The sequence below is a fragment of the Methylohalobius crimeensis 10Ki genome, assembly GCF_000421465.1.
GTDB classification, from domain to species: Bacteria; Pseudomonadota; Gammaproteobacteria; order Methylococcales; family Methylothermaceae; genus Methylohalobius; species Methylohalobius crimeensis.
This window is the reverse complement of the sequence record NZ_ATXB01000001.1, coordinates 466,580-490,673: the sequence shown is the minus strand read 5'-3', so window position 1 is coordinate 490,673 and position 24,094 is coordinate 466,580. Positions and strand designations below refer to the sequence as shown.

25 protein-coding genes are annotated in these 24,094 nt (G+C 59.5%); 15 read left to right on the top strand and 10 right to left on the bottom strand.

The genetic code is table 11. From position 1 onward, the window contains the following. Position 1: 1 nt before the first annotated feature. Genes H035_RS0102630 through H035_RS0102595 form a run of 8 tightly spaced genes read right to left on the bottom strand, consistent with a single transcriptional unit; the run spans position 2 to position 5,535 of the window. Positions 2–247 (bottom strand): acyl carrier protein, encoded by a 246-nt coding sequence (locus tag H035_RS0102630; RefSeq protein WP_022947456.1) that lies wholly within the window; start codon positions 245–247, stop codon positions 2–4. Continuing rightward, a complete protein-coding gene (locus tag H035_RS0102625) occupies positions 244–507 on the bottom strand; it encodes a phosphopantetheine-binding protein (RefSeq protein ID WP_022947455.1) in 264 nt (87 codons plus the stop codon). Before H035_RS0102625 ends, H035_RS0102630 begins: the two co-directional genes overlap by 4 nt. After that, on the bottom strand, positions 458–1,261 hold the full coding sequence (locus H035_RS21190) for a lysophospholipid acyltransferase family protein (protein ID WP_084684812.1): 804 nt from the start codon (positions 1,259–1,261) through the stop codon (positions 458–460). Before H035_RS21190 ends, H035_RS0102625 begins: the two co-directional genes overlap by 50 nt. Further along, a complete protein-coding gene (locus H035_RS17910) occupies positions 1,254–2,006 on the bottom strand; it encodes a beta-ketoacyl synthase chain length factor (RefSeq protein ID WP_022947453.1) in 753 nt (250 codons plus the stop codon). The genes H035_RS21190 and H035_RS17910 overlap by 8 nt, the downstream gene beginning before the upstream one ends. Further along, entirely contained in the window at positions 1,999–3,222 is a 1,224-nt protein-coding gene (locus H035_RS0102610; protein WP_022947452.1) for a beta-ketoacyl-ACP synthase, read from the bottom strand. Before H035_RS0102610 ends, H035_RS17910 begins: the two co-directional genes overlap by 8 nt. Beyond that, positions 3,222–3,953: a 3-oxoacyl-ACP reductase FabG gene (fabG, locus tag H035_RS0102605; protein ID WP_022947451.1), complete on the bottom strand. Its 732-nt coding sequence runs from the start codon at positions 3,951–3,953 to the stop codon at positions 3,222–3,224. The genes H035_RS0102610 and fabG overlap by 1 nt, the downstream gene beginning before the upstream one ends. Next, entirely contained in the window at positions 3,950–4,417 is a 468-nt protein-coding gene (locus tag H035_RS0102600) for an ApeP family dehydratase (RefSeq protein WP_022947450.1), read from the bottom strand. The genes fabG and H035_RS0102600 overlap by 4 nt, the downstream gene beginning before the upstream one ends. Then, positions 4,414–5,535, bottom strand: coding sequence for a beta-ketoacyl-ACP synthase (locus H035_RS0102595; protein ID WP_026596187.1), 1,122 nt, complete (start codon positions 5,533–5,535; stop codon positions 4,414–4,416). Before H035_RS0102595 ends, H035_RS0102600 begins: the two co-directional genes overlap by 4 nt. Positions 5,536–5,704: 169 nt before the next feature. On the opposite strand from H035_RS0102595, the gene H035_RS0102590 reads away from it, so the two are divergent. The 10 genes from H035_RS0102590 (at position 5,705) to H035_RS17895 (ending at position 13,420) form a co-directional block, all read left to right on the top strand. Further along, a complete protein-coding gene (locus H035_RS0102590; RefSeq protein WP_022947448.1) occupies positions 5,705–6,019 on the top strand; it encodes a hypothetical protein in 315 nt (104 codons plus the stop codon). 466 nt (positions 6,020–6,485) lie between these two features. Then, positions 6,486–6,800 carry a hypothetical protein gene (locus tag H035_RS0102585; protein WP_022947447.1) on the top strand — a complete coding sequence of 105 codons (315 nt, stop codon included), beginning with the start codon at positions 6,486–6,488 and terminating at the stop codon, positions 6,798–6,800. Between the two features lie 65 nt (positions 6,801–6,865). After that, positions 6,866–7,198, top strand: a complete 333-nt coding sequence (locus H035_RS0102580) for a hypothetical protein (RefSeq protein WP_022947446.1) — start codon at positions 6,866–6,868, stop codon at positions 7,196–7,198. A gap of 39 nt (positions 7,199–7,237) precedes the next feature. After that, the gene (locus tag H035_RS0102575; protein ID WP_022947445.1) at positions 7,238–8,872 is read left to right on the top strand and encodes a DUF4384 domain-containing protein; all 1,635 of its coding nucleotides are present in this window, start codon (positions 7,238–7,240) and stop codon (positions 8,870–8,872) included. Next, entirely contained in the window at positions 8,869–9,171 is a 303-nt protein-coding gene (locus H035_RS0102570; protein ID WP_022947444.1) for a hypothetical protein, read from the top strand. Before H035_RS0102575 ends, H035_RS0102570 begins: the two co-directional genes overlap by 4 nt. 32 nt (positions 9,172–9,203) lie before the next feature. Continuing rightward, complete coding sequence (locus H035_RS17905; RefSeq protein WP_022947443.1) at positions 9,204–9,776, top strand: OmpA family protein; 573 nt, start codon at positions 9,204–9,206, stop codon at positions 9,774–9,776. A gap of 3 nt (positions 9,777–9,779) precedes the next feature. Next, the gene (locus H035_RS20665; RefSeq protein ID WP_022947442.1) at positions 9,780–10,478 is read left to right on the top strand and encodes a head GIN domain-containing protein; all 699 of its coding nucleotides are present in this window, start codon (positions 9,780–9,782) and stop codon (positions 10,476–10,478) included. Next, on the top strand, positions 10,459–10,875 hold the full coding sequence (locus H035_RS0102555; RefSeq protein WP_022947441.1) for a hypothetical protein: 417 nt from the start codon (positions 10,459–10,461) through the stop codon (positions 10,873–10,875). Before H035_RS20665 ends, H035_RS0102555 begins: the two co-directional genes overlap by 20 nt. Positions 10,876–10,880: 5 nt before the next feature. Further along, positions 10,881–12,056, top strand: a complete 1,176-nt coding sequence (locus tag H035_RS0102550) for an O-antigen ligase family protein (RefSeq protein ID WP_084684811.1) — start codon at positions 10,881–10,883, stop codon at positions 12,054–12,056. After that, on the top strand, positions 12,053–13,420 hold the full coding sequence (locus H035_RS17895; RefSeq protein WP_022947439.1) for an autotransporter outer membrane beta-barrel domain-containing protein: 1,368 nt from the start codon (positions 12,053–12,055) through the stop codon (positions 13,418–13,420). The genes H035_RS0102550 and H035_RS17895 overlap by 4 nt, the downstream gene beginning before the upstream one ends. Positions 13,421–13,530: 110 nt before the next feature. Here H035_RS17895 and H035_RS20660 read toward each other — a convergent pair whose 3' ends face one another. After that, positions 13,531–16,374 carry a caspase family protein gene (locus H035_RS20660; RefSeq protein WP_022947438.1) on the bottom strand — a complete coding sequence of 948 codons (2,844 nt, stop codon included), beginning with the start codon at positions 16,372–16,374 and terminating at the stop codon, positions 13,531–13,533. Positions 16,375–16,498: 124 nt separating this feature from the next. On the opposite strand from H035_RS20660, the gene H035_RS17880 reads away from it, so the two are divergent. The 5 genes from H035_RS17880 to H035_RS17875 all read left to right on the top strand — a co-directional run bounded on the left by H035_RS17880 (position 16,499) and on the right by H035_RS17875 (position 22,449). Beyond that, positions 16,499–17,359 (top strand): alpha/beta fold hydrolase, encoded by an 861-nt coding sequence (locus H035_RS17880; RefSeq protein ID WP_200861521.1) that lies wholly within the window; start codon positions 16,499–16,501, stop codon positions 17,357–17,359. A gap of 101 nt (positions 17,360–17,460) precedes the next feature. Continuing rightward, positions 17,461–18,285 carry a sigma-70 RNA polymerase sigma factor region 4 domain-containing protein gene (locus H035_RS0102525; protein WP_152485951.1) on the top strand — a complete coding sequence of 275 codons (825 nt, stop codon included), beginning with the start codon at positions 17,461–17,463 and terminating at the stop codon, positions 18,283–18,285. 27 nt (positions 18,286–18,312) lie between these two features. Then, positions 18,313–19,200 (top strand): anti-sigma factor family protein, encoded by an 888-nt coding sequence (locus H035_RS0102520; protein ID WP_022947435.1) that lies wholly within the window; start codon positions 18,313–18,315, stop codon positions 19,198–19,200. Positions 19,201–19,399: 199 nt separating this feature from the next. Further along, on the top strand, positions 19,400–21,181 hold the full coding sequence (locus H035_RS0102515) for a M48 family metalloprotease (protein WP_022947434.1): 1,782 nt from the start codon (positions 19,400–19,402) through the stop codon (positions 21,179–21,181). Beyond that, the gene (locus H035_RS17875) at positions 21,166–22,449 is read left to right on the top strand and encodes an AMP-binding protein (protein WP_161623995.1); all 1,284 of its coding nucleotides are present in this window, start codon (positions 21,166–21,168) and stop codon (positions 22,447–22,449) included. Before H035_RS0102515 ends, H035_RS17875 begins: the two co-directional genes overlap by 16 nt. Positions 22,450–22,571: 122 nt before the next feature. On the opposite strand, the gene H035_RS0102505 is transcribed toward H035_RS17875, so the two are convergent. After that, positions 22,572–24,092, bottom strand: a complete 1,521-nt coding sequence (locus H035_RS0102505) for a phytoene desaturase family protein (protein ID WP_022947432.1) — start codon at positions 24,090–24,092, stop codon at positions 22,572–22,574. Between the last annotated feature and the right edge of the window lie 2 nt (positions 24,093–24,094).

Below are 24,094 nucleotides of genomic sequence, written 5' to 3'. Positions count from 1 at the left end.
GTCACGGCCTCTGCATGCGATGGATGACCGCCACCACGTCTCCCACCGTCTGGATGCCCTTGAAGTCTTCCGGGCGGATGCGCCGACCGATGATCTCGTGCAGACGCACCATCAGATCCACCGCATCGATGCTGTCGATGTCCAGTTCGCGGAAACTGGTGTCGAGCTCGACCTGAGCGGGATCGATTTCGAACATTTCCTCGAACAATTGTTTCAAGGTGACGAGAATCTCGTTTTGGTCTTTCATTCGGATGGTCGGGAGCGGCGGATGAATCCGGCCAGGTCGGAGACCGAGGCGAATATCTCGCGGACCTGGGGGGTTTGATGGGTAATGCTGATTCCGTAGCGTTGTTTCAAGGCCAAACCTAATTCTAGCGCATCGATGGAATCGAGGCCAAGACCGGCACCGAATAAAGGCGCCCCGCTGTCGATATCGGCGGGGGCCAAGCCTTCCAGATCAAAGATTTGGATGATCAACAGTTTGATCTCTGTTTCCAACGAATCCATGCCGGCGCTCCCAGGCTGTGAAATAACGTTCCAACCAGCGGCTCAGCCGCCGGCTGGCGATGGAAAGCGGCAACTCCTCCCCGATGATCTCGGCGGGTTGGATTTCCTCGCCGACCGTCATCCGGACCCGGGGCTTGACCGCGGGAACATGGTACCAGCGCTGGTGCTTGCCAAAAAGCAGCGGCCGATAATCGAAATAGACCGGCACCATGGGCACGCCCGCCTCCAGGGCAATGCGGGCCACGCTGCGTTGAAAGCGAATCTCGCGACCCGGCAGCGTCCGGGTGCCCTGGGGAAATAAAATCAAACACGCCCCTTCATGCAGCGCCCGAACCGCTTCCGACACCAGCACTCGCGAGTCTTCGGCGGGCAAGTGCCTGCAGCAGCGAATCGGGCGTCCCACCAGCGGCACCGCCGCCAAGCTCGGCTTAACGATGCAAACCGCGTTTTCCAGCCGGGAAAACAACAGCAGAATATCCAGAAACGAGGGATGATTGGCGACAACGATCCGCCCGGATTGCTGGAGCCTATCCGCCTTCTCGACCTCATAACGCCACATGCCCACCCACGCCATGAAACCGGTGAGAAAGCGGAACGCCCGATGACTCAGGCGACGGGCGTACGCTCCCCGCCGAGCCGGCAGCACCCGCCAGAAGGTGAGCGGATAGACGCCGTACCAGAGCAGCAGGGAGCCCAAGCCGTAGACGCCAAAACTCAAAGCCGTGGCGATCACCCGCCAAGCGCGATCAAACATGTTCCAACTCCCAGTGCCACTGGGCTCCCTCGGCCGCCGATATCCATCGATCAACCCCGGCGCTAAATCCCTCGATCACCCGTACCAACGGGCTTTTTTCCGCCGATCGATCCGTCCCCTTCCCCGGCACCCGATCAACCGTTAGGGCGGTGCCTTGTCCCCGCCAAGCACCCAAGCGCACCGCCAAGGCCATTACGCCGGGAGGATCAGGCGCATAAGGATGATAGACGGCGGGCAAGGGTTGCTCGTGCCAGAGTACGAGCACTTCTTGCGAGGCGCTCATTCCCTCGCCTCCCCCACCTTCCTGAAACAACAAAAAGCCGGCCGCATCCAACAACGCCGCCGCATAGCCCTCGCTCCCCGGCGCAATGACCAGACACGGCGCTTGGCTTCCGATCAGCTGAGTCAGCAAACCGCCGACCGCACTATGCACCGACAGAGCGAATTGGCTCGGCGAGACTTCGTCGGCCTCGGCCAAAGCGCTCAAAATGCCAAAGCAATGGCGGGTTTCTCCGTGCAGCGAACAACAGATGACGGGAATTTCAACCTCTTTCGCCAGACATGGCCAAGCCGCTGCGACCGCGGCCCGGGCCATGGGCGACAGCCGCCGTCGCTGCATCAAGGGAAGAAAGGACACATCCGGTGCATCGCCCGGCAACAGCGCGCCCACTTTCGATGCCACCGGGTCGGGACGCAGCTCCGGCGGCAGCCAGGCGCGCCAACATTTGACCTGAAACTTAATCATGCCGTCGGAAAATCAAGGCGGTGTTGATGCCCCCGAAGGCGAAATTGTGGCTCGCCACCGCTTCGCAACCGATGGGACGCATATCCCCCACGATGTAATTCAGCGGCGCGCATTCGGGATCGACGGCGGTGAGGTTGAGATTGGGATGAAAGACGCCGCCCCGCATCATCTCGATCGCCACCCACGCCTCCAGCGCACCGCACGCGCCCAGCGTATGGCCGGTATAACTCTTGAGGGTGCTGACCGGGACCCGATCGCCGTAGACATCGCAAGTGGCCCAGCTCTCGGCCACGTCTCCATGGCGCGTCCCCGTTCCGTGGGCGCTGACATAGCCGATCGCCTCCGGCGGCAGGTCGGCGTCGGCAAGGGCCAATTCCATCGCCACCCGCATGGTGGCACGCGACGGCTGGGTCACGTGGGAACCGTCGGAGTTGGTGCCGAAACCGATCACTTCGGCGTATATCGGCGCCCCCCGCGCCAAGGCCCGTTCCCGCTCTTCCAAAACCAAGGTGCAGGCGCCCTCGCCCAGCACCAGGCCGTCGCGCTCGGCGTCGAAGGGGCGCGGCGTGGCTTCGGGGCAGTCACGGGTACTGGCGGCATAAAGCGTATCGAATACCGCCACCTCGGTGGGACACAACTCCTCGGCACCCCCGGCGATCATTACCTCCTGGCGGCCGTTCTGAATCGCCTCATAAGCGAAACCGATGGCCTGGCTGCCGGAGGTACAGGCGCTCACCGCCGGAATGACCCGTCCCTGGACCTGGAAAAACAGGGCCACGTTGACGGCGGTGGTATGGCCCATCATTTTCAGATAAGTGTTGGCGTTGAGGGCACCGATTTTGTGCTTCAACAACATATAACCGAAGTCGGCGATGGCCGGCGTCGACCCCACCGAGGACCCGTAAGCTACTCCGGTGCGCCCCGAAGCCACCACCGGATCGCCCAGCAGACCGGCGTCGTCCAGGGCCCGCTCGCTGGCCCGCACCGCCATCAGGGCCACCCGCCCCATGCTGCGGGTCTGCTTGCGGGTGTAATGGGCGGGCGGCTCGAAATCGGTCACCGGCGCCCCCAACTGGCAATGCAACCCCTCGTAGACGGCCCAATCAGGCATGCGCCTGACGATATTGCGCTGCGCTTCCAGACGGGCAAGAATGGAGGGCCAGTCGTGCCCCAGCCCGGAAATTCCCGCCATACCGGTCACCACCACCCGCCGCATCAACACAAGCCTCCATTGACGGAGATCACTTGGCGGGTCAGGTATGCTGCCTCTTCCGAGAGGAGAAACGCCACCAAGCCCGCCACCTCTTCGGGTCGGCCGAGGCGTCTTTGCGGAATCATGGCCTTGATTTCGTCCAAAGGCAGTTCTTCCACCATATCGGTTTCGATCAACCCCGGTGCAACGCAGTTCACGGTGATCTGACGCTTGGCCAGCTCCAACGCCAGCGCCTTGGTAGCACCGATAATGCCCGCCTTGGCGGCGCTGTAATTCACCTGGCCGCGATTGCCGATCAAGCCGGACACCGAGGCCAGGGTCACGATGCGGCCCGGCCGGCGCCGCCGGATCATGGGCATGACCAGCGGATGGAGGACGTTATAAAAACCGTCCAGATTGGTGTGGACCACCTGATCCCAATCCTCGTCGGTCAGGGCCGGAAAGACGGCATCCCGGGCCAGACCGGCGTTGCAAACCACCCCGTAATAGGCCCCGTGGGCCGCCATATCGCGCTCCAATGCCGCGCGCGCGCCGCCGCGGTCGGCCAGATCGAATTGCAGCAGGCGAATCCAAACATCCTGAGCTTCGCGCAACTCCTCCGCCAAATCCTCCAACAAAGACAGCCGGCTTCGGCAATGGAGTACCAGATCGTAGCCTTCGCGCGCCAGACGACAGGCAATGGCGCGGCCGATCCCCCGGCTCGCGCCGGTGATCAAGACGGTTTTTCGGCTCATGATGTCATTTCTCCTCGCAGGAATGGCTTCAGGTCGGGGGGCAACAACACGTTCAAGCGGGCCCGGGCCACGGGCCTGGAATCCTCGATCACGCAATCGAATACGCACATATCGTTGGCGGCCTCGAACACCCGCTCTCCCCGCACCGTCAAGGTGCTGCCGCAGGCAAATTCCGCCGTCTCGAGGTCGAATCGGCGGGAGCCCAACAACAGGCCGGGCCGGATCGGTTCCCCCCGGCGGCGACAGTGATAGCCCGACCAGGCCGCCACGGCCTGGGCCATGTACTCCAAACCCACCCATGCCGGCACGCTGCCGCCGGGCAGGGAAAACAGATGATCGTCCCGGACCGTCAAGGCGGCGGTGGCGGCTTCATCGGTCACTTCCAGCAAACGGTCGAGCAGCAGCATATCGCCGGACTGGGGCAACAGGCTGGCCAGGGGAAAACGGCGGGGATCGTAATTCATAAATCCGCGCGGCCCAAGATCAAGGAAATGTTGGCGCCGCCGAAAGCGTAGGTGTTGCTCATACAGAATGGTTTATCCGGATTAATTTTTTCACGCCCATCGGTGAAATGCAACGCGGGTAATTCCGGGTCGCCGCAACCGTCCCATTCGTGCCGAGGCAGGGGTTTGTCCAAATCGAGCAATGCCTCCCCGCAAATGGCCGCCTCCACCGCGCCGGACGCCCCCAGGCAGTGGCCGGTAAGCGGCTTGGTGCTGCTGCTCGGCGGCGGCGCATCTCCAAACAGGGCACGCACCGCCCGGGCCTCCATGGCATCGTTATGCCCGGTGGCGGTGCCGTGCAAATTGAGATAGCCGATATCCTGCGGACCCAAGCCGGCCTCTCGCAGCGCCCGGGACATCGCCAGCTTTGCGCCGCGACCGGCGGGATCGGGCGCCGACAGGTGATAGGCATCCGAACTCATTCCCGCTCCCATCAAAGCCAAAGGCGCGAAATTCCGGGTAAGCAGAAATACCGCCGCCCCTTCGCCCAGTATCGTGCCGTCGCGGTGGCGACTGAAGGGATTGCAGCGGGTTCCGCTCAACGCCCCCAGAGAAGCGAACCCTTGCACGGTGGTGCCGGATAAGGTTTCCACGCCGGCGGCGACCACCGCGTCGCATATTTTCAAGCGTAGCAGATTTCCGGCGCAGACCAGGGCATGCGCCCCGGAGGCGCAACTGGTGGATACCGTATAAGCCGGCCCCCGAATCCCCAGCCAACGGGCGGCAAACTCCGCCGCCCCGCCCAACTCCTGCTGTTTATAGTGAAACCATGGCGGCATGGCGCCTCGATGCAGCCGATATTTCAGCGCCGCCTCGCCTTCCGCGATCCCCGCGCTGGAAGTGCCGATGACTACCCCAATCCGATCCGGAGGGTACCCCCTCAGTCTTTCTCGAACCTCGTCCAGTACCGTCATCAGCAGGCGATTGCTGCGGGAACGATAGCGGGCCTGCGAGGACGGCACTTCCGCCAATCGTGCGTCTTCGATGGCAAAAACCGCCCTCGAAACCGGACCTGAAAGCTTGTGGCCCGCCTGTTTACCCGACTCAGAAACGGCATAGAAAAAGCATGGAATATACATATAAAAAAATACCATAAACAATTTTGGCGGAAAAAACATTTCGCGTCCGTGTTACAAGGGCGAGAGACAGAGGACGCCGCAACGAATTCATTTTTAATTCCTCTCGACTCAACTACAATCGAGATTGCCAACAGGCAAGAACACTCAAATGTCAATAGGAGATCTAATCATGAACAAAACCTTCACCGTACTGACCGCAGCGATCCTGGGCATGAGCATGGCTACCGGCGCGATGGCCGCAGGTTCCAAGATCAAAAACTCCACCATCACCAACCGGGCCAACATTAAGAACTCCGCCAACATCGCCCAAGGCGGGCTGTTGGGCGACGCCGAAGCCAACCAGGGTTCGGTCAAGATCAAGGGCTCCACCGTGAAGAACTCGACCATCAGCAACCGGGCCAACGTCCAAAATTCCGCCAACGTCGCCAAAGGCGGACTGTTGGGCGACGCCCAGGCCAATCAAGGATCGATCGTCGTGGAATAAATTTTCCAACCTCGGGAATCAAACAGCCAGGGACGGCTTACCCGGGGAATCCAGGCGTCCCTCAAGCGCTTGCCGAACTCCGCCCCTCTCCTAAATTCCACCTTTCCTGCCTCCTTCGCGGACCTAAAACACTCCGCCTGGATTCTCGATTCGCACTTCCCATTGACTCCATCTCCCCTTATCGTCGCCGCACTTTCACCGCCGATCCCCTTTGGCAACGCGAAAAAATGCTCTTTTCCGCCGATATGCTCCAATTAGCGATCGCTCCTACGAGTCAACATAATCATATATACATATGCAAAATTCTTATAAATTTTTTGGCGGAAAATACTCGTCGTGTCCGTGTATCAGAGACGAGTAAGAGAGAACGAAATGACACTCACGCCTTATATGTTTCTCTCGACTCAACTACAATCAATTTTGCCAAGAGGCAAATACACAGCCAACTACCACAGGAGATCTAATCATGAACAAAACCTTCACCGTACTGACCGCAGCGATCCTGGGCATGAGCATGGCTACCGGCGCGATGGCCGCAGGTTCCAAGATCAAAAACTCCACCATCACCAACCGGGCCAACATCAAGAACTCCGCCAACATCGCCCAAGGCGGGCTGTTGGGCGACGCCGAAGCCAACCAGGGTTCGGTCAAGATCAAGGGCTCCACCGTGAAGAACTCGACCGTCAGCAACCGGGCCAACGTCAAGAACTCCGCCAACGTCGCCAAAGGCGGACTGTTGAGCGACGCTCAGGCCAATCAAGGTTCGGTCGTCGCGGAATAATTTTCCAACCTTCGGGAATCAACCAGCCAGGGACGGCTTCCCTATTTGCAATCAAGGAGGGCTCCATGAGCACAACCACCACTTTTCCCAAACTGCCATTAGGCATCGCCCTAAGTCTATTGCTCATTCCCGCAATGGCTTGGAGCTCGGACCTGGACGACGGTATTCCCCTGGATACTCCCATCGACGATTCCTTGAAAACCGGCCTCAACGACTCCTTCATCCTGATGAAAGCGAAAGGGAAGGAATTGTCGGGAAACCGAAAGACCCTGATCACCAACGAAAGCAATAGCGCCGGTCAGGGCAATATTATTCTGGGACCCGGGACCAAACTCGCTCCGGGCACCATCATTCTCAACAATTCCGACAACCGTGGCGCTACGGCGGTCGCCAAATAATCCTTTTTTCAACCGCCCCGGATAACCTGAGGCCGCACGATGAACACCTCACTCCATCTAGCCAAGATTTTAGGTATCAGCTTTTTGACAGTCTGGATCGGCGCTTGCGGGGTAAACCCCCAAGACGTGGACCTGGATCTAAACACTTCTTTGCCGGAAGTGAAAACCACCATCTTCACGCAAGCAGTGCGGGATCTGGGGCGGGCCAATGTCATTTACAACCGGGGGCTGCTCAAAGTGATGTCCAAGCCGGCGATCGACCGAACCGGCACTTCCCTGCCGACCAGCGGAGAAATTCCCCAGGACATCAGCGAGATGGTCAAAAGCACGCTCAATTCCATCGGCGGGAATATTCTTTATGTCCCCTACGATCCGGAATTCATGCTCAATACGGCCCAGACCGGCTACTCCGAATGGGGAGACAAACTGCTACCCGACGTGGTTTTGGTAGGCGGCTTGACCGAATTCGACCGCGGACTGGTGACGAAGGAAGAAAATCTGGACCTGAGCGGGACAGTCGAGGAGCTCGGGGTTCCCATGGGCTTGGATTTCGCCGACGTCCGCAAAAACTCGCTGGCGAGCATTACCCTCGATTTCAATTTGATCGACTTTCAAACCTTTACCGGCATTCCCTTCATGCAGGCGGTCAACAACATCAAGGTCCACAAAGGGGTCGGCGCCGACCAGCTGGGATTTACGGTTTATGGACAGACCCTCGGCCTGCGCGGCAATATCAAGAAGATCCAGGGACGCCATGCCGCCATTCGTCTGCTGGTACAACTGAGTATTCTCCAAGTCGTGGGCAAATACCAAACCCTGCCCTACTGGCGGCTGTTGCCCAGCGCCGACCCGGATCCGGTGGTTCTCGACGCGGTTCGCGAGGAATTTTATAGCTTGGAGCGACCCGATCGTATCGCCAAAATTCAGGAATATCTCTATCTTTGCGGCAAAGACCTGAAGGTGACCGGCCGCTTGGACGCCTCCACCCGGGCCGCCATTGAAAGCTTCAAAAGCGAGTACGGCGTCGAGAACACCCGCCCGGTCAGCGAGGAGCTCTATCTGGCCCTATTCCAAAACGTGCCTATGGACTTCGAGGCGCAATTCCGGCGCAAGCAAGTCAACGCCCTGCTGGAAGACTATCAAAACCGGCTCCGCGCGCTGGCATTCCAAGCACCGGACAAATCGGTTTCCCCACCGGCTCAAGCGGAAGCATCCAAACCGAAAACGCTTCGGCCGCAACCGCCCGAACCGGAATTGGGTGAGCTCAAAGTGTGGCTGAGCAAGCAGGCATTCAAGATCGGCGAACCCATGGAAATCTTTTTCGAGGTGAGCCGTCCCATGTTTGTACGCATCGTGACCATCAACTCGGTGGGCAAAATGTCCACCCTGTTCCCCAACCCTTATCAGAACGATAACTTCGTCCGCCCGGGGCAAACCTACCGGATTCCTCCGGCCAACGCGCCGGCCAAACTGACCGTGGGCGCTCCCGCCGGGATCGATAAAATCCGCGCCGTCGCCTCGGTCTCCCCGATTTCCGCCGATGCGCTTCCGGTGGATGAAAACGGAGAGTTTGTCCCCGATGCGGGCCAGAATTTCGCGGTTGCCGGGACGGAGTTCCAGGTAACGGACGGATCTTCCCAACAAGCGGCCATGAACCAAGGAGCCCAGCCATGAAGAAACCCGTATTTCTAGCTGCCGCCGTGCTCCTGTTGGCGGCTTGCGAAACCGCACCGGTCCGGCGCGAGGACTATATCGCCCAGCATCCCGAATGGAAGCCCCAAATGGTGGAACTGATCCGCGCCGGCATGATCGCCAAAGGCATGACCAAGGAGCAAGTTCGAGCCGCCTGGGGGCGACACTGCTATACCTGCCAGGGCACCACCAAAGGTGACTGGGGGGAATCGCGGGAATTTCGCACCCAGGTGGTCTTTTTCGATCCCGACGGGCGAGTCACCCGTTGGGAGCCCAAATGACCCGACCCTGACAACCTAACGAGGTACTCCCTATGAACACAAAACCACGCCATTCCCCCTTCCGCCACCTTCTCTTGCCGCTGGCCCTGGCTGCTTGCGGACAAACCGTCCTCGCCGGAGACGTCCGGCTCTTCACCGAACCACCGTCGGCGGACGAAATGGGAAAATTGCTGTTTCCGGATAAAACCGAGCGCCGCCCCAAAACCCGCTCGCTGACCTTCAATGCCGCCCCGTCCGCTCAACCGGCCGAGCAAGCCAAGGAATCGGTCGCCATCGCCTTGCCGATCCAATTCGATTTCAACTCGGCCAAACTTCGCGAGGAGGCCAAGCCCTTCCTGGACGAAATCGGCCGGATGCTGACCATGGATCAATTCCAGCGGGAACGCCTCATCATCGAGGGGCATACCGATGCCAGCGGTTCGGATAGTTATAACGAGTGGCTCTCCCAACAGCGCGCCAAGGCGGTCAAGGAATACCTGTATTCCCGGTTCTCGGTGGAACCGGAACGCCTGCAGATCGTGGGCCGCGGCGAGCATACCCCCCTCCCGGACAAGGATCCTTTCGACCCCTTGAACCGGCGAGTAGAACTGCACCGAGTGGATTAAGTCATGAACCGGCTTAAAGTCTTGTCACTCCTCGGCTGCCTCGTACCTGGCTTGGCGGCGGCCGAGGCGGTCACCGGTAAAATCGTCATCGACGGGGTGGAATACGGCAACGAAGATCTGGTTCGCGGCAATCATCGGCGCGCCGAAGAAACCCGCGAACTGCCCTGCTTCGAGCGTATCGCAGTCGAAGCGGGGATCGATGTGGTCTACCGCCCGGGCAAACGATGCCAGGCACGCCTGGAAGCGGATTCCAACCTCCTGGACCTGATCCAAACCCGAGTGCGGGGCGATCAACTGCGGATCGAAGCGAACCGCTCGATCCAAAGCGAGGGACCTTTGCGGGTAGAACTGCGTAGCCCCCGTCTCGAGGAACTGGCCATCCGTTCCGCCGCCGATGTCGAACTGCTGGACTTGGATTCGCCCCGGTTCAGAATCGAGGCAAACGGCAGCGGCGACGTCTACGCACGGGGCCGAACCGGAACGTTGGAAATCATCGCAGGGGGCAGCGGCAGCCTGGATTTCAGCCAGTTGCGGGCAGAACAGGCCCAGGTCAACGTCTCCGGTGCCGCCGATGTGGCAGTCAACGCTCAAAAAACGCTGAAGGTCGATGTGTCCGGCGTAGGCGATGTCACCTATTACGGCCGCCCCGCTCAAGTGATCACGCATATTACCGGGGTGGGGGATGTGGAACCGGCGGAATAAGCTCAACTTTTGGACAATATCACGGCTGGGCATCGGGGTTTTTGCTGCGCTAGGCGCTTATTGCGCCGAGGCGCAGCATGATCCCGGCTTCATTTCCGCCACGGCCATTTTTCAAGCGGAATCGCCCAACGGCAATCCCATTTCAAAAAAACAAGCCCGAAGGTCGAAAAACCGCCTAAGAAAAGGAGAATGGATCAAAGTAGGGGGATTTACCGATTCCAAATATTTCTATGGCCAGGTGCAAATACTGGATAAACGCAAAGTCGCCGGTTATCTGTATCCCCCCAAAAGAGGGAAAATCTACGTCTACGGGGAAATCACCCCCTCGGGGGCATACCGTATGTTCGATAACAAGGGGGTTCTTTACCGAATGCTGCGGGTAGAAGAGGACTACTAAACCCGATGATCCCATCCAGGTGCAGCGCGGAAGCGGCGGTGTATTTTTACCTCGCGACTTTCGCTCTCCCCTTTAGCCTGGACATCGGCCTGCTCGGCTTGGCTGTCTTGGGAAGCCGGGCCGCGCTCGTCGCTGCCCCCCGATTTCCTTCCGGTATCCTCGCTGCATTCCTCTTCCTAATGCTGGTTATCGGCATAGGCAATCTCAACAGCCCGAATTTCCACCGAAGTTTGCACCTGAGCCTCGCGTTAATCCCCGCCTGCTTGGTGTACTTTCTGATCAGCGGCTATTTCGGCAAGCGTCAATTGATCGGACTTTGTTTGACATGGACACTGATTGCTTGTGTTTTGGGGGGCTGGATGCTCATGGTTTCCGCCACTCACCCGCAAATGTCTCCCACCGAATGGATCGTACAAAGCCGCTTGACCGCTTTCAAAGTCCCCAACGACATTATTCTATTTCAAATTTTATTACCGTTTCCGCTGGCCTTGTTCAAATTAAGCCCGAAATTTTCCGCCCAATCGTGGCTGGCCTGGGCGGCGATCGCCATCTCCTTATCACTCGCCGTCGTTTACCATAGCCGGCTGGCGATATTGATCGCGGGAGTGAGCATGGCGCTGTTCTTTCTTCTCCTGCGAGAATCGAAGCAGCTTTTTCGGATCGGTACGGTTGCCATTCTCGGGCTGATTTTGATGGATGCCGCTCTCTGTTTTACCCTGACCACTAAATTCCTGAGTTCCTGGACCAGCCGCCTTCCCTTATGGTGGGCCGCCTGGCAAATGTTTCTGCAATCCCCCCTCACCGGTCACGGTATTGGAAGCTACCTGCTCCTTTATAAGGATTATCTGAATCCAACCCAATTGCCCGATTGGGTCGTCCACGATCCGCGCGTCACCCCTTGGGCGCATAATCTCTACCTGGAAATTCTGGCGGAACTGGGCATAATAGGCGCGCTCGCTTTTGTGGGGTTGTTGCTTTTTTCCATAAAATCCAAATATTTTCAAGCATCTAAAAATCCACAGCAGCAAATATTAACTTCTGCTGTTATTGCAGCCCTAATTGCATTTTGCCTGAGCGGCCTGTTCGAGCTAAGCTTATGGCGACAATGGGTCGGATTGACATTTTTACTAATAATTGGTTGCATTTCGGCAACATACAAATTTCAAGAGGGCACATCATGACCATACCAATTAAAAAACCACCCCGCCCCGCCCTGGGAACGGCAACCACCGTCACCTGTTCGCTGCTGTGCGGAGCGGTGGCGGTCATGACGCCGGATTGGCGCCATAAGCTTCTGGCCGCATACGAGAACCCTATCTCGGAAGGGCAGTCTCTCAATCAATCACAGAAGAGCATGGCGGACGTGGTATTCGAGGCCTGCTCCCAACGCAACGACGTTTTGGAAGAAGATTTCCGGAATCGTTGCAACGCGCTGGTGGGCGCGTCCGTCGACGACCCCGGCAGCGCGGCCGTCGGTGAAGCCCTGTTCGAAGCTTCGCCGGAGCAAATCACTTCCTTCGGCCAGGAATCCACTCGCACCATGGCAGGCCATGTCAATATCGTCAACGCATCGGTCCTGGGACGCCTGGAAACGCTCCGGGCCGGCCTCGGCACAACCCGGTTCGCCGGCGTTCAGCTGTTTCAAAACGGCCAACCCATCACCGGCGGCAATGCCGGCAGCGATGCGTTCGGCCCCCTGGGAGTATGGATCAACGGCAACTATCATCTGGGGGAGGTCGACTCCATGCCGTCCCAACGGGGCTTCAACTTCAAGAACTGGGGCGTCACCGGCGGGGCCGATTATCGGATCACCGACTCCCTGGTCGCCGGCGGGGCTTTCAGCTACGTGACCTCCGACAACGAATTCGACAGCAACGGCGGCCATGCCGACAACGACTCCTACATCGGTAGCGTTTACGGCTCCTATTACCCCTTGGAGAATCTCTACGTCGATGCCTTGGCCACCTACGGTCATATCAATTTCGATACCACCCGCAATATCACCTACACGATTCCCGGCGATACCGTCAACGCCCGGGCCAATGGCGATACCGACGGCAGCCAATGGGGATTCGCGGTCTCAACCGGGTACAATCTCCACTGGCAGGGCTTCAACCTCACCCCTTATGGGCGGTTCAGCTACAAGCGGCTGCGGGTGGACGATTACCGCGAAACCGGCGGCGACGGTTGGGCGATCCGCCTGGACGAGCACAAAGTCCGCTCGATGAAATCCATCGTCGGGGCGCAGGCTTCCTACGCCATCAGCCTGCCTTGGGGCGTCGTCACGCCGCAATTCCGGGGCGAGTGGCATCACGAATTCCGCGATCCCAGCCGCACCATCTCGGCGAGTTTCGTGGGCGATCCCTTGGGACAAACCTTCGCCATTCGCGTTGCGCCCCCCGACCGGGATTACGCCACCTTCGGCGGCGATCTGACCGCGACTTTCGCCCACGGCATTTCGGCCTTCGTCGGCTATGAAGCGTTGGTGGGATACCGACACGTCAGCAGCCATCGCATCTCCTTCGGAACCCGCATCCAGTTCTGATGGTTGATGCAAGCGAGCGGCCCAAAGGCCGCTCGCTCTTTATCCTTGGCTTGGCTGAACCTTCCGTGGCTCCGCACCCCTGGGGCAAGTAGCGGCGCCCGAATTTTTTCTTACAATCCAGCCTGTAAGCCGGCGCCCCGCTTGGGCACAAAGAAGAATTCTCCCGCCTCGTGGCCGGCGTGGCGAATGGGGGAAAACTCCGGCACTTGGTGGAAATTCTGATCCTTGGCCGCGTCGGCGACGAGCGCCGAGACTTCGGTATACAGCCGGAACGATTCCACGATGCGGCGATTGTTTTCCAGCGCCTGGATAAGCGCCTTGGCGAAGACCGAATGCCCGCCACCGCCGCCGTCGAGGACCGGATTCAGCCCTCCCGAAGTTAGCGCGACGCGTGAGCGAGCCTTGAGCAGCATCTTGATCCATTCGGCCTTCTTTTCCGGCGTCATGCCCGCTTCCAAACGCGCGACGGAGCTTCTCGTAAGGGCCCCCGAGTAACAGGAATCGGCGATCACCATCACGTGGGCGGCGGACATGATCCGCAAAATATCGGTGATATCCTGATTGGACACCCAGTTGGCGGTGTTTTCCAATTCCGCATCCACCGGCAGCCAATAACCGCGCTGGGTGACTTTTTCCAGAGTCCCGTGGCCAGCATAATAGACCAGCAAGTTGTCTTTTTCGGTCAAAGTCTTGCGGTATTCGTTCAAGGCTTTGAGAAGATCATAACGGCTGGCGTCCAGCAGCAGACGGGTCTTGAACCCGTAGCGATCTCGCAGCACCCGCGCCAATGCTTTGGCGTCATTGATGGGCGTATCCAGCTTGGGCAGATATTGATAGTCGTTGTTGCCGATAATCAAGGCGTGATAGCCGCCAAACATCTGGCGCGGTAAAGCCTTCGCCAAGCTTTCGCCCTGGTTGGATTCATTTTCCACTCCGACCAAGTCAGGGGCGGGGGCGGCGGTTTTGGCATCCCGGAAAATGATGAAATTCAGCTCGGTGCGGCGGCTGTTGCGATCCACCGCCACCAGATGCACCGGGGTTTCCTTCCCTTTGAGAGGCACTTTGACTTTGAAGGTGCCATCGGGCTCCGGAGCGAAATCCCGGTCGTTCACGTTGAAGGCTAAAATACCTGCCGAAGAGTGGATTTGTCCCACCACGGTACGCGCCTCCACCATGCCCCGGGTGACCACCATCAAACTGCCGCGCTGGGGGCGCAAGGGCGGATCGATGATTTCAATCCACGCACCTTCATCCGAAGTGGATTCCGCCCGGGCCAACGGCGTGGCTTGCTTGGGCCGCGCCTGTTGTTGTTTTTCCAATTCCGCCACATTGGCTTTCAGGCCTTGGATGATTTCCTGCTGGCGGTTGACCTCGGCCTCCTTCTCCTGCAGACGAGCGGCGAGCATGGCCAATTCCGCCTGACTGACATTGCTATCGGTCTGTTTTTGCGCCAATTGTTGCTGCAGGGCCTGAACCGTCTGTTTCCGGGAAGTCAGTCGATCGTTGGCGTCGGCCAATTGCCGGCGCAGCGCTTGCAGAGATTCGTCGCGGCGGACGATCTCGGCCTGCAAGGTTTCCATCTGGCCTTCCTTGGATTGAACCAGTTGTTCGGCGTTGCCCAAGCGGTTTTCCAGCTGGGCCAATTGCTGCTGTCTTTGCGTTAACCGTTGCTGGAGATTGCGATTGGTCTCGCTCAACTCGGCCATCTCCGATTTCACGCTCGCGATTTCCGCTTTCTTGCGATCGATCTCGGCCTGCTTCACCTTGAGTGCTTCGGTCAAGCGCGCCAGTTCCTCCCGGCTGGCGGAGCCTGTCGCCTGCTTTTCCTCCAATTGGGCCTGCAGCTCGCGCTGGATTTTTATTTGGGCATCCAGGCTTTGATTGTCGCCAACGACCTGTTGACGCAATTCTCTCAAGCGGGACTGACTTTCGGTCAGCTGCCGGCGCAATGCCAACAAAGCCTGATTGCGCCGGGCGAGCTGGGTCTTCAAGTCCTGAATCTCGGCTTCCTTCTCCTTGACCGCCTGGGCGCTTCCTTCCTGGATCGATGCCATTTTTTGGCTCTGCTCGGCGACTTCCTTTTCCAGCAAAGCCACCATTTTTTCCTTTTCCTGAAGCTGCATCATTTGTTGCTCGAGACGCTGTCTCAATGCTTCGCCTTGGCTTGACGACTTAGCACCGGGAGCTTTGGGAGCCGATTGCAACTCGCGCTTCAACCGCTGCACCTCGCGCCGGCTGGCCTCCATTTGCTCCCGATAACGCCGGAGGTACTTCTGAGTCTGCTGGTGCTGCTGTTGCAAGGTGGCCAGCTGCTCGCGCAAACCGGCTGCTTCCTGCCGATATTGCGCCGCTTCTTCACGCAGCGACGCCATCTTGCGATTATAGACCTCCACCGAGGCGGCGAAAGCGATATCGGTCTGATCCAATCCGGAAGCCTTTCGATACCAATTCAGCGCCGCCACCGGATCGCGCTCGACGCCCAACCCTTTTTCGTATAAGAAGCCAAGGTTGATCATCGCCGCGGCATAATCCTGCTCGGCCGCCTTGCGGTACCATTGGGCGGCGGCGTCGTAGTCCGGCTGGATTCCCAAACCTTTCTCGAAAATCTCCCCCACATAGGTTTGGGCTTGGGGGTCTCCGCCTTTGGCCTTCGGCAGCCAGACCTTCAGGGCGGTGGCGTAATTGCTGCGATCGTAGGCCACATATTCCCCGCCCCGGATCTCGCAGTCGACGGCGGTCGTGCGAATGGGCCGGCGAGCGGCCAGATAGGTGAAATGCTGACCGAGCTTACGCACTTGGGCCGGCAACAAGCAATCCACCACATACAATTTATCAGCCTGCTCCGGCCCCACCGCGATCTCTTCCTCCACGGGCCGGGAGGCACACCCAACCAATAGGCCGGCCAAAAAGATACAAACCGGCATTTTCGATATCGTCCACCACAAACGCTTCATGGCAATCCCCTGGCATTTAGGCATCATATGGAAATTAGACGTTCCCACAACGGAACTTTCGCCGATATTAATTGAGACCCTAGCATACTTAAAAATATTCCCCATGATTATCGGATATCGCCTCATGCGCGGTGAAATTTTCCTGATGGGCATTCTTTGCTGCCTGTTGAGCGGCTGCCTCGCACCGGCCAGGCTTCTCGACCGACAAGCCCAGGGTTTGGGACTAATCAAACTCCGCTTCAGAGGCGAGCATTTCGAACACATCGCCTATGCCAACGACCGCCGAGCATGTACAGGGGGCAAGTTACACGTCTATTTGGAAGGGGACGGGATCGCCTGGCTGACAAAAAATCGTGCCTCTCCGGATCCCACCCCCGATCATAGCTGCCTGCTTCCCTTAATGGCGAAGGACCCGGCCCCGGCCGTCTATTTGGGCCGCCCCTGCTATCACGGCTTGGCGCGTACGGCCGGCTGCCGGCCTCGCCTTTGGACCCAAGCGCGCTACGGGGAAGCGGTGGTCGCCAGCATGACCGCGGCGCTGCGACGAATCGTGGGAGACAAACCCTGCCGTCCCGTGCTGATCGGCTACAGCGGCGGCGGGGCGCTGGCCATGTTGATGGCGGCGCGCTCGCCCGCCGTCGGTGGTGTCGTCACCATGGCAGGCAATCTCAACGTCGCCGAATGGACCGAACGGCATGAATACAGCCCTTTGGAGGCTTCCTACGACCCGGCACGGCAATCCCCTTTATCGAAAAATATTTTTCAAATTCATATCGCAGGGGAAAGGGATGATAATATCCCGCTAACGCTGATTAGAAAGGAAGCCGGACGTCAGCCCAATGCGCGTTTGGTCGTCCTGCCGGAACTGAACCATCGCTGTCCCGGCGACGATATCTGGCCCGGTATCCTCGTCAGCCTGACTGTTTTGGAAAAAAACAATACTCGGCCGGCCAAAAAACCGTCATCGGTACGTCTAGAAAGGTAAACAATCATGATCGACGGAGAGCAGCATTGGCTTATCACCCTGAAACCGCCCTCGGGGCGCCGGCCTGGTCCCTCTTTTGGCACCAGAAAAACAATTTACCTATGAAAACAACCGACACCACCGAGCTGACCTTCCCCCTTTCCGGGGACACGGCGAAAAAACTGGTTTTCGAGCACTGGGATTTCCTGCAGCATCTATCCCGGCGCCGCTTTCCCAACGACGACAATACCGCTCACCTGGCCTTGGATCACGTCCTGGAAAAACTGGAAGAACAACAATGGCATCGGGTGCGGACATGGAGCGGCCAGGGCAAGTTCGCCACTTTCCTCGCGGTGCTGACGGCCCGCTTGATGACCGACTATGTCCGCAAAATCTATGGCCATCAGCGGCCGCCCAAGTGGCTCACCGAACAAACCGACCCCATTTGGAAAGAAGCCTACCGCGTTCTGATCCTCGAGCGCTTCGAGCGCCAGGAAGCCATCAGCCTGCTGCAAACCCGTTACCAGGATCTAAATCTCGGATCGATCCAAGAAATCGTTTCCCAAGTCATCGCCTACTGTCCCTCCAGAACCCGTTATCAAGACAGCCACAGCGTCCCCATCGAGGACGTCGCCGAACCCGGCAGTCGGGATTATTCTCCGGAAATCGAAACCGAGCCCCAACCGCGGGAACTTTTAGAAGTATTGGAGGGTTATATACGCGGGGAGACCCCCCAACCGGCCGAGGCGAAACCCTTGTTGGAGAAACTGCAGCCCCACCTCCAGCTCAGCGACGAGGACCGCCTGCTTCTCCGGTTGCGCTATTGCGAGGGGCTGAAGATCAATCAAGTCGCCAAATTAATGCATTTGAAGGGCGATCCTTACAAACGCTTGAACAAAATCCTTAATTCACTCCACACCGCCTGCGAAAAAGCCGGGCTGACCTGAGTGTCGCAACCAAAAAGGAGTACAGCCATGACTGAAAAAACGGTATGCGCGGAAGAAGAACGCTTCGCTGCCCTGCTCGGCTTGGCCGCCGGCAAATCCGAGCCCACCGAGCAATGCCCGCCACCGGAACAGCTATCCGCCTTTATCGACGGCCAGCTCTCCAGCCCCCAAAAAAAGGCGATCACCGCCCATCTCAATCACTGCGAGCAATGCTATCACGAATGGCTGGAAGTGGCGCTGGTCATGGAGGAAATGCAGCCGACAACCGCCCCCGCAAAAAAACGGACCTGGTGGAGGCGCTTGCAGGAAGCCTGGCAGGGCCGTCCGTGGATGATTCCGTTGACCGCGGCCGTCGCGATGACTTTTGCGGTGATGGCGATCGTCATTCAAAGACCCGCATCCGAGGAAGACTGGCAGATGCCCCGCTTGGCGGCGGTGGTGCAAAACCACCCCGACTTGAACCGGACGCTGGAAGCGATACCGCAAGTCTCCAGCGATTCGGCTTTCGCTTTCAGCGATAGCGACCGGGACCCCGCCAAGCAAGCGTTTACCGACGGGTTTCATCAGGCTCGGCGTTGGTTCGAAGAGCGCGAAACCGCGCCTTCTCTCGATTCCTATACGCCCTCGACCGCCTGGCAAGATTATTACGAACTGGGGCAATGGACCTTTTTGACCTGGGCCCTCGCCCATGCCGATGACGTTTCCGCCGAGGAATGGCGAATATTCCATCGCCACGGGCAGCAGTTCGTCTCCCGTTTCCAAGGCAAAACCGAACAACCGATCGCCGAACGGGTGGTGGCGTCCTTACGGGAAATCAATGCCCTGTTGGACAAGCTGACGCGACAAGGCGATTCCGCCCAACAGGCTCGCCTCGTCCGCAGGCTCAAGCTGACCATCCAACAATTGCTGGTTTAAGATGCTAGGCTCGGTTGTCGTTTATAGGGAGAGCCGGAGAGGGCGCGCCGGAACCCGCTGTAAATACTTCCCTGTACGCTCGAATCGCAGCATCCTTGCTGCGAACGGTCCCGGCACGCCCTCTCCGGCTCCTGGTCAGCGTGGGCGAACTAAATGTCACCAGATGGTGGGGTCAACACGCATCCGGTGGAAGTGGCTGGTGGCGATCCTGATTTGGGCCTCGCTTCCCCTCGCCGCCCATGCCACACAGACCGAAACCGGCGTGGACTTCTACATCGATACCTACGGCGCCATCGATCCCAGCCAGAACGCCCGCGTCGCCCTCGCCCACCAGGTATTCGAGCAAGTCGAGGCGGCGGCCGATAAAAGCGGTCGCCGGACGCCGCGGCTGGTGGTCATCGACGGCGCCACCGATGCCTGGGCGATCGCCCTGCCCAGCGGACATATCGTCCTCTCCCGCAAGGGGCTCGACCTGTGCTTCAAGGAGGCCGACCGGGACCTGGCCAAAGCCCGACTGGCTTTCATTCTGGGCCACGAACTCGCCCATCTCGCCCACGACGATTACTGGCACAACGAGGTGGAAAGCTTTCTCTCCCGCTCCCCGGACACCCAAAAGATCGCCCACTTCCTGGATCAGAGTTTCGAAGCCCGGGAAGCGGAACTGGCCGCCGACGATCAGGGGTATCTGTATGCCGCCATCGCCGGCTATCCGGTCGCCCGGCTCATCGACACGCCGGGAGGCAAAACCGATTTCTTCACTTTCTGGATGCAGCAGACCCAAGCCCGAATCACTTCCTCCCATCCGTTTCCCGAGGACCGGGCGGCGCTGATCCGCGAGCGCCTCAACATGCTGGAGGAAAAGGCCGCCTTTTTCGACATGGGAGTCCGGCTGGCCCATTTCGGCCGCTGCGCCGACGGCATGTATTTTCTGCGGGAATTCCAGCAAGTATTCCCGGGACCGGCGGTGCTCAACAACCTGGGCGTCTGCGCCCTGCAGTTGGCTCGCCAGGAAATGTCCGAGGCGCAGGCCCATTTCTACTGGCTGCCGTTTCTCCTGGATGTGGACACCCGGGCGCCCCGGACGCGCGAGGCCATTCCCGGCTCGACGCCCACCCACCGTTTTCTCAAAGATTTCCAAGCGGATAACCGGCAGGTCCTGAACCGTTTGAAGGAAGCGGCGAACTATTTGGAGCAGGCCGTGAAAGCCGCTCCCGATTACTTGCCCGCCCACTTGAATCTGGCCGCCGCCCAGCTCTACCTGGGGCGCCCCCACCAGGCCCGGGCCACCTTGGCCGAAGCCTTGAATCTGGCTCCCGAGGACCGGCGGGCGAAAATGCTGGACGCCCTCGCCCTGTATGAACAAAGCGACGCCGGCATCGATCTTTGGCCCGCCGCGGTCCAGCGGCTGGAAACGCTTGACGGCGACATGCCGTCCGCCTGGCGTTATAATCTGGCCCGCCTGCTGGAAATCCGCCCTCGCTCCGGAGAAGCGTCGATCCACTGGAACCGACTGGCGCAAAACGCAGCCCGGCTACCCGCGCCGTTTCGAAAAACCGTCTGCATCCGCCAGTCCCTGAAACCGGCCGGCGACTGCCTGGAATCTGCCCCGACTTCTGCGGCGAAGGACCTGCCCTGGCGCTGGCCGGTCACCACCGAGGGCGCGTTCCCCTTGACCCCCACCCTGCGCAGCCGCTTGTTCCGGGAATGGGAAGCGATCCCCTTCGACTGGTATCGGGCCAAGCTTTACGGTTTCATCCACCGCTCGCCCGACCGTCGAGCAGCGGTCATGGAAATGGATCAATACATCCAGCTCCAAGTGATCAAGACAAAGCTTCCCTTATCCGTTCAACAACTGCCGAAATTCTGCCCGCAACCGCTGACGAAACGCCGGCTTCTAAGCGGAGAGCTGCACAGCTGTGAAAACTGGGCGGTTCTGGTGCGGGAAGACCAACCTGTCGAGGCCTGGTGGATCACGCGTTAGCACCTCATCCTCCTTCTTGCGTGCTTGCACAGGTTTCCCGGGCACGCCTTCATGAATACGCCGCCCGGATTGCCGGAACGCTTCCCGCAGATACCGGCGTACTCAATCTGTGCGAGGATCGGTTTCATTTCACCGCCACCTTGCTGGCAACCGCCGCTCGACGCCTTCCTTGCCTACTTCCTCCCAACCGGACTTCCACCGCGCTGGAAAGGCTGGCCGCCGACTACGACCCGGTGGTTGCCGTCTGTGACCGGCCAACGAGCGTGTCGCTACCCGCTGTGGATGCCACCGATCTGCCTGAATCGCCGCCCGCCAAGATAACCGAATCCTCGATCGGGTTCCTGAACTTGATCGCTTTTACCTCCGGCAGCACCGGCAACCCTCAACCCTGGCCCAAAGACTGGCAAATGCTGAGGGAAGGGGCGCGACGCGCACTTCAAGCTTTGGATTTAACGGAACGCCGCTGGGCGGTGATGGCCACCACGCCGGCCCAACACCTGTTCGGACTGGAGACATCGGTGATATGGCCGCTGTGCTCGGAATTGGCACTGACCGATCACCGGCCTTTTTATCCCGAGGACATTCGCCGGGCGATCGCCGCCGCCTCGCTACCGGTGCTTCTGGTTTCCACTCCCCTCCATCTCAAAGCATGCCTGGCCAGTTCGGGAAAATGGCCCAATCTGGCGGCGATCATCTCCTCCACCGCCCCGCTCGATCCGGCATTAGCCCGGGAATTGGAAAGCGTCACCGAAAGGCCGCTGTGGGAACTGTACGGCAGCACCGAGACCCAATCCTTCGCTTGGCGGCGCCCGGCCCGGGACGTCCTGTGGCGGCTTTATCCGGGTGCCGAGCTACAGGGAGATTCGGATGAAACCCGCCTGACGGCCTCTTGGCTGCCTTCTCCGTGGGTACTCGGCGACAATTTGGAAGTTCATCCGGATGGGCGTTTTCGAGTCCTGGGAAGACGGGGGGATCTGATCAAAATCGGCGGTAAGCGCGCCTCCCTGGCGGAGTTGAACTGGCATCTGAATCGGATCAGTGGAGTCGAGGACGGCTGTTTTTTCGTTACCGAACAGGATCGAGTAGGCGCTATAGTGGTCAGCCGACTTCCCAAAATAGAGATTTTGGCCACTCTGCGTCGCCAATTGGACGAAGTATTTTTGCCCCGACCCCTGTATACGGTCGATCGCATCCCCCGCAACGCCACCGGAAAAATTGTAAAAGCCGAGCTGGACAATTTATTGGGTCGCCTGCGTAGTCAAGCGTGAGCCGACAACGCCCGACAACCAGGCTGATCCGATATTCAATCGGTGACGGACGATGTTCGGGCCGCAAACACGCTATCCGACCGCTCTCGCCGACATCCAATGAACGCTGGCTTTACGCAATGTCAACCCGTCCTGGAACCCAACCATTCCCAAAGACTTGCCTGATCGGGTAGCCCTAAAACGACTTGCGCGGTGCTGATGCCTGAAAGTGCCGCCCCGTATACGCCTCCACCCGGTGTACTCCAGTGACCGGCCAAATAGAGTCCGTCCAACGGCGTTTGGACCGCCGGCCGGCCGGGGCCGATTTGCCGGGGGGTCGGCGCCCAGCCGTAGGCGGCGCCGTGGTGATTGAGGGTATAGCGTTCCATGGTCCGCGGCGTTCCCGCTTCGGTCAGCAGTAAGTTTGCCTGTAAACCGGGGACGCAGCGCTCGGCCATTTCCAAAAGCCGATTTCGATACACATCTTTGTGCATACGCCACGAGCCTTTCAGAGCATAAGGTGCGAGCGTGGTCAACATCAACAAATGGGTTCCTTCCGGCGCCAGAGAAGCATCGGTGTGAGTAGGGACGGTGATTGAAAGCCAATCCGGATCGCCGGCGCAGGTGGCGCGGAAATGGCGTCGGTGATCGAAATGGGGATAATGGAAGGATTCGTGCCAGCCCGGATCGATCCGTTTGCTCTCCGCGCCGGCATACACCACGAAGACCGACGTGGATGGCTGCAAGCCGCGCAACCGGGACAAATAGCGTCCCGGCACTCGATCGGCCGGGAGCAAATGCTGAAAGGTTTGCAGCAGATCGGCATTGGAGATCACCACCGGCGCCCGGATCTTCTGGCCGTTGTCGGTGATCACGCCGGCCGCCCGGCCGTCCTCCAAAGCAATGGAGCGCACCCCTATGCGGTACAGCATTTCCCCGCCCGCCGTCTCGATGGTTTCGGCCAGCCCGTCCGCCAGACGCTGGAACGAGCCTTGGCAATAACCCGCCCCGTCGGCGACATACCCCACGAACATCAAGGCCCAATAGAGAAAGGACAGCTGCCCCGGCGGCAAGCCCATGTACGGCCACAACGCCCCCAGCACCGCCTGCAGGCGGGAATCGTCCAGATATTCGGCCAACACCTCGGCCAGGGTGGCATGACGATAACGGGGCAGCCACCGCCATTGGCCGGGCAATCCGGCCGCCGCGCGCGCCGCCTCGTCCGCCAATTCCTCGGCAAGGGTCAGAAACGCCGTCAGATTCCGGTACTCGCCCGGGAATGCCTCGGTCAAATTCGCTTCGAGCGCATCCAATCCCTGAGGAATGGCGATTTCCAGGTCGGGAAAACACACCCGGGCCACCGGGTCCACCGGCAAAAAGCGCACCCGCTCGCCAAGCCCCAAGCATTCCACCAGCATACCCAGGGCACGCCGATGGAACGGCCCTGTCTCGGCACAGCCCCCCACCGAGTGAACGCCGGCGTCGAAACGGAAACCGCGCCGGGAAAAGCCGTGCAGGTACCCCCCGGGCCGGTCGTGGCGCTCGACCACCAATACCGAGCGACCCGCCCGGGCCAGCAGGGCCCCGGCGGTCAGCCCGCCGATGCCGGCGCCGATGACGACGGCATCGTAGCGTTCGCGCCGGGATTCGCGGTGAAAGTTCACGC